The following is a 12,848-nucleotide window of genomic DNA, read 5'->3' on the forward strand; positions in this document are numbered from 1 at the left end:
AGGAGGAGCAGCGGCGGAAGCGCCTACGAGCCATCGAGGGGCGCATCCGGGAGCGGTACGGGGACCACGGGCTCTTTGTCGCTGCCCGCGACCCGGACGCACTTCAGGGCGTCATCCACCGGGAGCACACCAGCCCCCACTACACCACCGACCTACGCGACATCCTCTGCATCACCCCCCACTGACCTCCTCGATCACCGGATGCGCTGGCGAATCTGGTCGACGTGGCGCAGCACCTGACTGCCTCCCCTTGCGGGTCGCACCGAGAGTTGGGGAGCGGGGATCCACGGCGCCGGGGAGTATAGTATCGGGCTGGATAGAGTTCGGTGAATTCTAAACCCGGTATTAGTGATCACTATTACCGGTAATAGTGATCACTAATACCGGGTTTAGTTTTGGGACGCAGGACTGACGGGTGGGAGAGAGGAGGATAAGGGTGAGATAAATTTGTAACTTTGTGGACCATCTGACACCTTTATATATATGCAGGATAAGCGGGCAGGAGAGGCCCCGGAACAGATCCCTACCGATCCCTCCGAGGAGAGGGAGGCTGACGGGGAGCACTCCACCAAGCGGAGGCGCTCCTTGTGGGCTCGGCTACTGATCTGGCTGGGCGGGATCGTCGGTGTCCTACTCCTCGTGCTTGTGGTCTTTACCGCCCTGCTGATGATCCCGTCGGTTCAGACTCGGATCGCCAATCAGCTCCTGGTGACGATGGAGCGGTCTACGGGGCTGCGCATATCGGTCAAGCGACTGAGCGTCGGCTTCCCCGGCAAGCTCTACCTGGAGGGTCTCCAGGCACTCACTGCCGACGGCGATACCGTGCTGTATGCCAAGCGTCTGACGGCGCAGACGGATGCGATCGCCTACCTCCGTCACCGGGATCTGCCACTGAGCGGGGTGGCTCTGGAGCGTGCGCAGCTGGACTACCACGCACCGGGTGACAGCATGGTCCTGAGGGGGCATATCAGTCGCTTTGCGGTGGATCGGGGGTCCTTCGACTCCTCCTTCAGCCACATGAGCTTCGGCACCGTGGAGCTGTCGGATACGCATATGGACGTGCTGATCCTGCCTAAGGAGAAAAAAGAGAAGAAGGAACCGAAGTCTCCACCGCCGACGATCCGATGGGACAAGCTGTTGCTTAACAATGTCTCCGCCACCTACACCGACTCGCCCGACAGCCTGATCATCGACGCACATATATATGACGCTCTCGCGAGTGGCGGACTGGTCGATCTGCCGGACTCCCTCTACACAGTGGACCGGGTGGATCTGCAGGCTGATCTGACTAAAGTGGGTGCCCCTCTGGAGATGCTTCCCTCGCCCTGGGGGACTTCGATCAGGGGGGAGGCGATCCGCTACGGCGGCGCCGATGATCTCACAGCCCGACTGCAGGATGCCTCGCTCTCTACGGGCGATGGCTGGCAGCTCCACCGGCTCTCCGGCCTGGTGACGAAGGATAGGGAGCGGCTTCGGGTAGAGGAGCTGGTGCTGGAGTTGTCGCAGAGCAAGCTCGGCGGCGAGCTGGATCTCCCCTTCACCGGCTGGAGACCTGATAGCGTCGGGACTCTCTCCGCTCGCCTTGCCGGTCGCATCTGCGCTCCGGAGCTGGAGCGCTTCGTCCCGATGGCGGGGGACCTCCCGGACCTCCCCCTTCGGACCGTCATCACCGCCTCGGGTGACTGGCAGAGAGGGGTCGATGCAGAGATCCGACTCGAGGAGCCCTCTCTCCTCCGACTCCATGCCTCGGCGAGAGTCACATCGCTCCTCGGCGGTGGGCCGATGACGGTGAAGGGGCACTACGAGCTGCGCTCCGGCAGGGATCTCTCGCGACAGGTGGCGCAGCTGATGAAGTCTAAGAAGCCTCCTCGCTGGCAGATACCCGACGGCATGGACCTGGTCGGTAGTGGGAGCTATGATCCTAATGGCGGAGAGGTGGACCTCCGCGTCACTCTCCCGGAGGGGCACCTCACGGCGGTGGGGCACTATCGTCCGAGGAGCAAGAGCTACGCGGCTGACGTGGAGGCGGTTCACTTCGATGTGGGAGCATTCCTCCCCTCTGACTCCATCGGTTACCTCGATGGTCAGATCCACGCCAAGGGACACGGCACGGACCTCTACTCCGCGCGCACCTCAGCAGATGTTTTCCTCAATCTCGACAGCGTGGAGTACAAGGGGGCGACCTACCGTGATCTGGTTCTCCTCACGAGACTCGATAAGAATAGGCTCTTTGCCGCACTCGATAGCGATAACGAATCGCTGCGGGCGACGGCTCAGATGGACCTTCTGCTCAAGAAGCATGACCTCAATGGATCGGTCAATCTGTACGTCGACACCATCATCCCCGATCGGCTCGGGCTGCCGCAGTCGGTCGTGCGGGGAGGGCGGATCCATCTCAATAGCTACCTGCGGTCGGATCTGGATCAGTTCTACGACTTCGAGGGACGTACGATGGACTTCGTCCTGCAGCTCGACAACGGTGTGCTGCGACCTCAGGAGACGGTGGTGCGGGCACTCTCCACCGACAGCCTCCTCAGGGCGAGTGTGGAGAGTGGCGACCTGAGTCTCGCCTTTACCTCCAAGAATGGGCTAAAGGAGTTTCAGAGACGACTTAAGGACCTCTCTCAGGTGGTCTCGACGGCACTCCGGGACACGACGGAGAGACCCGATATGAGCCGCTGGATCGAGCACTACCCCGACGCTGACCTTCAGATCGATATGGGACGTAATAACCCGCTTAGGTACTACCTCGATGCGAAGCGCATAGGAGCGCGAGAGATCCATCTCGGGCTGCAGGTGGATCCGGCGAAGGGGCTGAGAGGTGAGGGGATGATGCAGTACTTCCAGGCCGATACCTTCAGGGTCGACAATATCGACCTGATCCTGAGGCAGGACTCCGCCTTTGTATACGGGATGCTGACGGCACATAAGGAGCGCTTCCGCAATCAGTTGCCCTTCAATGCCGTCCTCTCCTTCTCCTCCAATATCCGCCGCTCCGAGGTGGCTCTCGACTGGCAGGATCACGAGGACCGGCACTTCCTTATGCTCGGTGCGGAGCTGTACAATAAGCCGTCCGGGGAGCTGGTCTTCGGCTTCACCCCGACGCCGATCGTGCTGGCGTATAATACCTTTGTCCCCAAGGCAGAGAATTACTTCATCATCCCCCCAGATAAGGGGAAGATAAGGGCCGACATCGACCTAAGGAGCGAGGATGGGGCGGTGATCAGCCTGAAGGATCTCCCGGGTGAGGGGAGACAGGAGCTGCAGGGTGTGATCCGAGATCTGAAGCTATCTGCTCTGGAGGGCATCCCGGTGATCCCCCATCTGGAGGGGGTACTCTCAGCGGACGTGCGACACATCACGCCGGATGGAGGGCAGCCCAGCATCACAGCCAGAGCCTCTCTGAGAGACTTTATGTATGAGGATAAGAGAGTGGGAGACCTGGCACTCCGCGGATCTGTGGAGCCGGATAAGAGGGGACAGATGATCCGGGCGGAGGCTGACCTGGGCGAGCGGGAGCGGGTGGTGGACCTCCTTGCCTTCCTGCCCAAGGGGAGCGACGACAGGCGGTTTGACCTCCGGATAGATCACCTGCCGCTCGAGATGCTCAATCCATTCCTCCCCGATCAGTATGCAGAGGCTCACGGAGAGCTCTCGGGTGAGGTCGCCAATTATCTCACCACCGGCGACATCCGTACGTCGCGGGCACTCCCCTACAGGGGCGAGATCGCATTCCATCAGGGGGAGGTGTATGTCCCGGCACTCAACGAGACCTACCGCGTGGAGAACCAGAGGCTGCCGATCGCCGATGGGGAGCTGCTCTTCCGCCGCTTTGCCCTCGGGGCAAATGGCGGACAGCTGATCGTCAATGGCAAGGTGGGACTCGCGGATGCCTTCCCCCTCAACCTTAATATCATCGGCTCTAATCTGAGACTACTCGACTCCGAGGAGACCTCCTCGACGATGCTCTACGGACGGATCAATGCCGATACCCGGCTCCACGTCTCCGGGCATCCGAGTGATCTGACGGCGAGGGGCAGGATCAGCATCCTGGGGAATACCAACTTCACCTACCGCACACCCAAGTCCCAGCTCTCCGGCAGATCGGGGTACAAGGACCTGGTCACCTTTACCGACTTCTCCGACACCCTCTTCGTGGCACAGACGAGCCGTCTCGACTCGATCTCTCAGAGCGGGATGACGCTCGCCATCGACCTGCACGTCGACCCGGCGGCGCGCTTCACCGCTATCCTCTCGCCCGAGGAGCAGACCAAGGTCTCCGTCGTCGGCGGAGGGGATCTCAATCTCGACATGTCCCCCTACGGACCGATGAGACTTACCGGGACCTACGACATCAGGGGCGGTGAGGTGGTGATGGAGATCCCTCCTGTCGTCCGGACCTTTACCATCGACGACAACAGCCGACTCACCTGGTCGGGCGACCTGACGAAGCCGGCGATAGACTTCCGCGCTACGGCGAAGGTCTCCTCGCGCGTCTCGCTCCAGGGTGAGGAGGCGAGACAGGTGGACTTCAACGTCTCCATCATCGCAGAGAATACGCTCAATGACCTCGACCTACGATTTGAGACAACGGCGCCGAAGGACTTCGCTCTGCGCAATCGACTTGCCACACTGAGCGAGGAGGAGCAGACGCGGCAGTCGATCATCCTCCTGACGACCGGCTATTTCTTCGGCAGCAACATCGGTTCGCCGGGCAATGGGAATAGTAACGCTATGGTGAATAATGCCCTTGCGGGTCTCTTCACTTCGCAGGTCAATTCGTTCCTCGGGGAGTCGCTCCATGCGGATATCAACTTCGGTATCACCAACGACCAGACCGCTGCGGGCGAAAGGACGGACTACACCTACTCGGTCGCTAAGCGATTCTTCAACGACCGGATCCGCGTCGTCGTCGGAGGTCGGGTGATGACAGGTGCAGCGGCAGCCGGGATGGAGCAGTCCTTCATCGACAACGTCAGCATGGAGTACCGGCTCGACCAGGCAGGGACGCACTATCTGCGCCTTTTCCACAATAAGAATTACGAGAACTTCCTCGAGGGCGAGGTGATCGAGACCGGCGTCGGGTACGTCCTCCGCCGCAGGCTCGACTCCCTGCGGGATCTTTTCCGCTTCGGACGGTCGACCGACAGCATACCCGCCTATGCCGACATCCCCTCACCGGAGACGCTAATCATAGAGGACCGGTCCTCGCTCCGCAAGGAGGCACCGGCGCTCTCGGATAGCCTCCAGATAGAGAGACCTTTACCCTTGAGAAAACACGAAGACGAGCCATGAGACACAGGCACTATCTCTCCATCCCACTCGTCAGCCTCCTGCTTACGGTGGCAGGCTGCTCGGTCGCCAAGTATATCCCAGAGGGGGAGACTTTCTATACCGGCATGGGGAAGGTGAAGATCGAGAACGCACCCGACATCGAGGAGATGCATCTCGCCAAGGGGGACGTGACTCGTGTCCTCTCCTATAAGCCCAATGGCTCGCTCGTTGGTTCATCGAGAGCTCGACTGCCCTTCACCTACCCCTTCTGGATCCACCGAAACCTTGCCGGTGCTACCGATCCGCTGGGACGGTGGGTGTACAAGAACTTTGGTAGCGAGCCGATCCTCCTCTCCACCGTCAATCCTCCCCTCCGCGCTCAGGTGGGGAAGCAGGTGCTGGAGGAGTACGGATTCTTTGGCTCCACAGTGGTGCCGCACATCACCTACGACAAGGACTCCGTGACCGCCAAGGTGGGTTATGACATCACCATGAGCGAGCCACTTCGTCTCGATAGCATCGACTACAGAGTCCATATCGTCACGCCGGACTCCCTCGACCTGCAGGACCCGAGCACGCGGCTGCTCCACAAGGGCGACGTGCTGAGCGTATGGCGTCTGGAGAGCGAGCGGCAGCGCATCGCCTCCGCCCTCAGGGACAGAGGGTACTACTACTTTCAGCCCAGCGATATCCACTACGATGCGGATACGCTCGCGGTACCGGGTAAGGCGCAGCTCCGGGTCGACCTCTCCGACAAGACCACTCAGGATGCGCTCCGTGTCTGGAGCGTCGGTCGGGTGACGTACGACCTCTACGACCGCCACCGCTCTGCCCTGACCGACTCCACGCTCTACGATGGGATCCTCTTCCGCTACCATGACCAGCCGCCGGTGAAGCTCCGCTTCCTCGCCTCCCGAGTTCGGCTCGAGGGTGGTCAGGTCTACAACGAGCGGTATCAGACCGCCACCATCACTTCACTCTCTGAGCTGGAGACCTTTGCCTACACCAACGTCTCCTACACCCCGCGACACACGGCGGACAGTCTCTCCCTGCTCGACGTCTCGATGGTCTCCATGGAGGACAAACCCTATGCCGCGGAGCTGGAGGCGACCTACAGGCTCAAGTCAAATAATCAGACCGGACCGGGACTTGCCCTATCAATCAATAAGAGAAATGTCTTCCGTGGCGGCGAGACCCTCTCCATGCGATTGCAAGGGAATTATGAGTGGCAGACCGGGTACCGCAAGAGCAACCGGGAGTCAGCTGCCTGGGACATCAATAGCTACCTCTTCCTCCTCTCGACAGACCTAAAGTTCCCCCGCCTGCTGATCCCGGGACTCTACTACCGCCCCTTCACCTATCCGGCGTACAGTAAGCTCGGGCTCACCGCCGCGCTCCTCAGCCGTAGTGGCTTCTACCGTCAGATGCAGTTTGCCTTTGACACAGAGTACCGATTTGAGCCCTTCCGAGGGGTGCGCCACACCGTTCGGCCGCTCAGCGTCTCTTACAATCACCTTGTACGCCGGACCGCAGCCTTCGATGAAGCACTGGCGGCCAATCCTGGTCTTGGACTCTCCTTCCGCAATCAGTTCATCCCACAGGCGTCTTACCTATTTGGCTTCGAGACACGCGATCCCCTCTCCCGCCACACCTTCTCCCTGGAGGCGTACGTCTCCGAGGCGGGCAATCTGCTCTCCCTCTGCTACCCCAAGGGGACCCCGCGACCCTACCGTCTCGCCGGGGCGAGCTTCGCACAGTTTGTCAAGGGAACTCTCGAGCTGAGGTACGCCTATCAGATCAGCTCCGCCATCTCGCTTGCCACGCGCGCTTATGGGGGAGCCATCTACAGCTACGGCAATCAGACCGTCGCACCCTATACGGAGCAATTCTACTCCGGAGGTGCCAATAGCCTACGAGGATTCAATGTCCGCACCCTCGGTCCGGGAGCCTACAGTCCTCTGACACCCTCGCCACTCTCCTTCCTCGACCGGACGGGAGACCTGCGACTGGAGGCCAATATGGAGCTGAGGGCAAAGGTGGTCGGCGACCTCGAGGTGGCGACCTTTGTCGATGCGGGGAATATCTGGCTCCTCCGCGAGGACCCGTCCAAGCCCGATGCCACCATCAGTACCCGGCACTTCCTACAGGATGTGGCACTCTCCACGGGGCTGGGACTTCGCTACGACCTCTCGATGCTGGTGGTCCGTCTGGACCTCGGTGTCGCTCTCCACAGACCCGATCGGTCCGGAGGACAGTACTTCAATACTCTGGGGGATAAGCACAATCTACCACTGGCACTTCATCTTGCCGTCGGATACCCCTTCTAATCCTCATTTTCACCATCACTCCCATGACACGTAAGATCATCTATACCCTCGCCTTGATCCTCCTCGGCTCGCTCGCCCATGCCCAGACCGACTCGGTCACCGTGATCGGCTCTCGGCACGGCTATATGAGCGGCCAGACGAGACGAACGCTCGCCGCCATCGTCCTCCCCCGGAGCGGTCGCGTCGACATCACCTACCGCCTCGACCCCCGCACCCGGCGACTCGTGGAGCGATGCGAAGTACTCGCCAGCGACAGCCTCGTGGTTCGCGATCTCGACGACTACAAGGGTCGAGTCTCTTACGAAGCGGTCCCGCTGATAGGGAAGAGTAGCGCCCGCCTCACGACAGACAAGCGGATCCTCTACCTCACCGCCGACGTGGCGGAGGATCCCCTCTACTCCCCCGACAAGCTCCGAGGCGAGATCGTCTCTGTCTCCATCAATGGTCGGAGCTATCCCCTCAAGCAGGTGGGTGAGGAGATCTCCCGTCAGCGCTGGCGCACCTACACGCCCCTCTTCGTCCCAGGAGACACCGGCTCGCGCAACTTCCGCATCCCGGCTCTCATCAAGACCTCCAAGGGGACCCTTCTCGCCCTGGCAGACAGGAGGAAATACAATCAGACCGACATCCCTGAGGACATCGACCTGATCCTGCGTCGAAGTGAGGACAATGGCAAGACCTGGTCCGATCCCGAGATCATCCTCCGCGGACAGGGTAGGGGAGCCGGCTACGGTGACATCTGCATCGTCGAGACCCGTCATGGAGAGAAGCTTATCATCACCTTCATCGGAGGTCCCGGCCTCTGGGGCTCCACGGCAGACAAGCCGATGCCGCAGTACGTCATGGAGAGCAGCGACGACGGCCGCACCTGGAGCGAGCCGCACACCATGCAGCCACAGCTCTACGGAACCAATTGCCCCGATCCGGATCGCCGGAAGTACTCCGCCTCCTTCATCGCCGCAGGACATGGCGCCACCGCCTGCTACGGACGCATCATGTATGTCGCCGCTATGTGGGATCCTGAGCGCCGCGCCTTCGACAACCGTCTCGTCTACAGCGACGACCTGGGCGAGACCTGGCAGGTCTCCGAGCCCGCCTACGACCGTGGCGATGAGTCCAAGGTGATCGTCATGCCCGACCGCTCCCTCCTGATGAGCATCCGAAATCCCCGCCGCGGCGACCGGATATTCTCTGTCAGCAACGACGGTGGCATCACCTGGGAGCAGACAGATCGCTACGCCGGTCTGCACGATGTCGCCTGCAATGGCGCCCCCTTCCTCACCTCTCCCGCCGACGGCATGCGCCTGATGCACACCCTCCCCTCCGGTCCCGGACGTCGTAACGGACGACTCTATACCTGGAGTGAGGAGAAGGGCTGGGACGACGGCGTCCTCCTCACGCCCGGCTGGTGTGCCTACACCGAGGCGATGATGATCGACGACCACACCATCGGCTACATAGCTGAGGAAGACGAGGAAATGTCCCTCGTCTTCTACACCATCGGCCTACAGGACCTCCCGCTCATAGAGCCCTAAGTCGCCCTCTCGAGATCAGACACTGCCTGAGACTATGGAGAAAGGGTCCTGGATGATCTCTCCTGAGGAGATCGGACACGTGGTCGCACTAAGTCGGCAGTGGGCCGATCGCCCGCCCGATCGGATACTCTTCGAGCGAAGTGACCTCGACCCACAGGTCAGGTCTCAAGTGGCTCTGCAGGTGTCCCTTCTGGATAAGATGGCGAAGAAGATCCCCCACTTCCTGGAGTGTGGGGGATACATCCCACGGCGGGTCAATTTCGAGCAGTGCAGCAGCGAACCGGCGGCACGGTACAAGCAACGGCTCCTCTCCCCCTCCGATCGTATCCTGGATATGACCGGAGGGCTGGGGATCGATACCGCCGCCATGGCGAGTGTCACCCGGCACAGTGAGGTCCTCGAGATCGAGCCGGAGATGGCCCTGGCACTGGAGTACAATCTCTCCCGCCTGCTGCCTCCGGGCCGTGCGACGGTCACCTGCGGAGACGCCCTCGCACGGCTCGATCACACTCTGCTCGATGGCATCACGCTTGTCTACGCCGATCCGGCACGGCGGGACATGGCGGACCCCGGTCGACGGCTGAGCAGCATGGCAGACTACACCCCCGCGCCTCTGCAGATCCTCTCACGCCTGCAGGAGCTGGACTACGGCGGGCGCCTGCTCCTCAAGCTCTCCCCCATGCTGGACATCCACTGGCTGCTCGAGCAGCTGCCTACCTGCACGGATCTGCACATCCTCCAGGTCGGGGACGAGGTCAAGGAGCTGCTCCTCGACCTCTCCATGCAGCCGGCGACCTCACCGGTGACGATCCACCTCTCCATCGTCGACCGGCAGGGAGAGGTGACGAGCCGGAGCTACCCCCTCCCCACTTCGCTCACCGCAGAGACACCCTATGCCACTCAGATAGAGAGCTACATCCATATCCCCCGACCGGTGCTGATGAAGAGCGGAGCCTACCACCTCATCGCCGCAGAGCAGGGCATCAGTCTCCTTGGACCCAATACCCACCTCTACACCTCTCCCCAGCCGGCCCCCGACCCGCTCTACAAGAGCTACAGGGTGCTGGGGGAGATCCCATACAGCAAGTCTGTCCTCAAGGGGAAGGCGCTGAAGTCCCTCCTCGAGCGCTTCCCCGCCCTCTCGGTCATGTCGCGTCACTTCCCGCTCACTGCTGAGGAGCTCAGGGGACGCCTCCGGACCGACGAGAGTGACCGGTACTTCCTCCTCGCCACCACACTGGGCGAGCGGGACCGTAAGCTCCTGATCCTCTTCAGAGACGACTGAGGGGGGTACATAAAAGAAGTACGACTGCCTTACTAAGACAGTCGTACTACCAGAAAGTTGCGGGGACAGGATTCGAACTTGCGACCTCTGGGTTATGAGCCCAGCGAGCTACCACTGCTCCACCCCGCGATATATCTTTCCTCCCTTTCGTAGTGCAAAGGTACTAAATAATCACCGCATCTCCAAAACCCCCGCAAGTGCAGGGTGGGCTAAGGGGCAAAGCTGGTGCGGCCTACGTTGATCAGGCGGGAGGCCGGGTCGTCGAAGAGAGGGGTGTGATCGCCGGTGGGACGGACCTGATTGTCCCGCCAGATCAGCTCCCTGACCGAGAGCGCATAGAGCAGTGGCGAGGGAGAGATGTCGAAGGTATTCCCCTCCACCACCACTCGCCCGTGGTAGTACTGTCCCTCCACCACCCGCCTCAGGACGGGGAAGATCGAGATCACGCCCTCGGTAAACTGGTACCGCGCCGTGAGGGCATTGACGAAGTGATTGCCGGTGATCCACACCTCCTCGCAGGGACCGCTCTCGTACCAGCCATTGGCATCTCCGCAGAGGAGGATGGCACTGCCGTGGGTGTGGTCAAAGAGGTTGTCCCGGCAGACCACCCGCCGATGAGTGGAGAAGAGCGCCCCCCTCGCGCGATTGTCCCGGACGGTATTGTGCGCAAAGAGCACCGACGGCATGGCGGAGTAATTCTCCACCGCCATCTCCGCCGAGGCGTTCTCCGGTATCGGGTCGGCCAGCTCAATCACCTTATGCTCCGGGTCAGTGGTGGTGATCCGGCTGATCGTGGTGGTCATCAGCGGGAGCAGCGTCTCCCGGTCGATCAGCCGGACGGAGTCACCCTCCGCACCCCAGGTGAGACCGAGCGCCTGTGGGTGGGCAAAGGTGGCAAGCACCCTCGTCGGCGAGAGGAGGCTGTCGATCCGGAGATAGACGCCGTGGACATTGATCGCATCGTCTGCCATCCCCTCGTAGAGCCCATACTGTGAGCGGATCTCTCCGCGACAATTAGAGAAATGGGTGGCATCCGCCTGCGTCGTGAAGTACCGCTCGCTCCCCTCGCGCCTCCTGACGGCGAAGTGATCCAGCGTGATGTCTTTCGTATCCTGAGCCACCAGCCCCATCCCGTCAGCGAAGTGGATCGTCACCCCCAGGAGGCTGATCCTCTCCGAGTCGGTGATCGTGATCCCCGGGGTGGGACGAGCCCAGCTCCTCAGCGCATACCGGTCCCCGACAGACAGATGAGGCGACTCCGCCCAGCCCTTGATCCTCAGGCGATGGTCGTCCAGGCGGCTGATCGATAGGGGGTCAAAGGGGACATCCGCCCGCCCCGGCTTCATATGCCCATCGGAGGAGAAGGGAAGCGTCGACCCGACGGCAGTCTCCTGTCCCTCGCCCAGTAGCACCACTCTCCGCCCCTCATCGATCCTGAAGCGGCTCTCCCTCGGCAGTCGCGCCACCACCTCGTCCCCATCGATGGAGAGGATCTCCAGCTGAGAGAGCGTCGGCTCGGGGTAGTCTATCGTCAGGCCGGAGATGGTCAGGTCGCTACAGTCGCTCACCACCACCGGCAGCAGACGGCCGTGGGCAAGGAGCGTGACTCCCTCCGCCTCTATGCGGGTATGCCTGAGCTGTCGGAGGAGGAGCGCGACCGCTCTCTCCTCGTGGTGGTCGTGATTGGAGATAAAGATAGTCTTCCGCGGCAGTGACTTCTCATGGACCGCATACTCCCCCGGCGCAAAGTGTATCACTAAGCTGTCGCCCTGCTCCGAGAGGGCTCTCGCCTCCCTCAGGAGGGCGGTCAGTCTGGGACCGCTGTCATGAGTTCGTCCCGGGAGGACACCATACTTGGATGCCTCGATGGTGATGATACCCACCCCGGCGGTCAGCCCGAGTGGAAGTAGCAGAGTCAGTGCCAGTGCAGATACGACATTTCGGATCATCTTCATCGTAAGGTGGTCTATGGGGTGTCCTCTCCCGATACATTATACACAAAAGTAGTACAAAAAGCTGACCCGTGGCGGCGGAGAGCCAGAGAGTACCAAGGGTGACGTACTGATTGACTGACTGGTATGTGCGACGCCCTGGCGGGGTCGTATACCTTGAATACGTCATCGTTTCCCGGGGTCTTCGGCACTAAGTGCCTCGACACCCGGTCTAAAAAGCGATGATCCCTCCGGGGCTTCGCCCCTGCGGGATCGGCATGCGGTAGCAGCAGGGCTGGGATTAGTCGACAGGATTGCACAGCGACAGGGATCTTCACTTCTTTGCCTTAAGGCTCAAATGCGTCACCCCTGCTAAGAGACAGCACTTCAGGCTGGCTGTCAGCGGATGGCGAGCCGCTATTTCTAAACCCGGTATTAGATTTCTCTATTACCGGGTTTAGTGTCGACTATTACCGACTATAGTTTTCTCTATTAC

6 protein-coding genes and 1 tRNA gene are annotated in these 12,848 nt (G+C 61.2%); 5 read left to right on the plus strand and 2 right to left on the minus strand.

The features are described 5' to 3' along the window. The 5 genes from Q0F21_RS02345 to Q0F21_RS02365 all read left to right on the plus strand — a co-directional run. A partial coding sequence (locus tag Q0F21_RS02345) for a DUF4113 domain-containing protein (protein WP_297237028.1) occupies window positions 1–185 on the plus strand: 185 nt, incomplete at its 5' end. Window positions 186–483: 298 nt separating this feature from the next. Continuing rightward, complete coding sequence (locus Q0F21_RS02350; protein WP_297237029.1) at window positions 484–5,295, plus strand: translocation/assembly module TamB domain-containing protein; 4,812 nt, start codon at window positions 484–486, stop codon at window positions 5,293–5,295. Continuing rightward, window positions 5,292–7,601 (plus strand): BamA/TamA family outer membrane protein, encoded by a 2,310-nt coding sequence (locus Q0F21_RS02355; RefSeq protein WP_297237031.1) that lies wholly within the window; start codon window positions 5,292–5,294, stop codon window positions 7,599–7,601. The genes Q0F21_RS02350 and Q0F21_RS02355 overlap by 4 nt, the downstream gene beginning before the upstream one ends. A 23-nt stretch (window positions 7,602–7,624) precedes the next feature. Further along, on the plus strand, window positions 7,625–9,136 hold the full coding sequence (locus tag Q0F21_RS02360; RefSeq protein ID WP_297237033.1) for a sialidase family protein: 1,512 nt from the start codon (window positions 7,625–7,627) through the stop codon (window positions 9,134–9,136). 34 nt (window positions 9,137–9,170) lie between these two features. Continuing rightward, window positions 9,171–10,421 (plus strand): class I SAM-dependent methyltransferase, encoded by a 1,251-nt coding sequence (locus tag Q0F21_RS02365; RefSeq protein WP_297237035.1) that lies wholly within the window; start codon window positions 9,171–9,173, stop codon window positions 10,419–10,421. A 57-nt stretch (window positions 10,422–10,478) separates the two neighbouring features. Here the strand turns inward: Q0F21_RS02365 and Q0F21_RS02370 are convergent. Further along, window positions 10,479–10,550, minus strand: a tRNA-Met gene (locus Q0F21_RS02370). An 80-nt stretch (window positions 10,551–10,630) separates the two neighbouring features. Next, window positions 10,631–12,376: an alpha-1,3-galactosidase B gene (locus Q0F21_RS02375; protein ID WP_297237037.1), complete on the minus strand. Its 1,746-nt coding sequence runs from the start codon at window positions 12,374–12,376 to the stop codon at window positions 10,631–10,633. Window positions 12,377–12,848: the final 472 nt, after the last annotated feature.

The organism is uncultured Porphyromonas sp. (genome assembly GCF_934359325.1).
In the GTDB taxonomy this organism is placed as follows: Bacteria; Bacteroidota; Bacteroidia; order Bacteroidales; family Porphyromonadaceae; genus Porphyromonas_A.

Excerpts from the sequence above, each read along its gene's own strand:
- Q0F21_RS02365 (WP_297237035.1), top strand. The coding sequence starts at position 9,171 with ATGGAGAAAGGGTCCTGGATGATCTCTCCTGAGGAGATCGGACACGTG.
- Q0F21_RS02350 (WP_297237029.1), top strand. The coding sequence starts at position 484 with ATGCAGGATAAGCGGGCAGGAGAGGCCCCGGAACAGATCCCTACCGAT.
- Q0F21_RS02375 (WP_297237037.1), bottom strand. The coding sequence starts at position 12,376 with ATGAAGATGATCCGAAATGTCGTATCTGCACTGGCACTGACTCTGCTA.
- Q0F21_RS02355 (WP_297237031.1), top strand. The coding sequence starts at position 5,292 with ATGAGACACAGGCACTATCTCTCCATCCCACTCGTCAGCCTCCTGCTT.
- Q0F21_RS02360 (WP_297237033.1), top strand. The coding sequence starts at position 7,625 with ATGACACGTAAGATCATCTATACCCTCGCCTTGATCCTCCTCGGCTCG.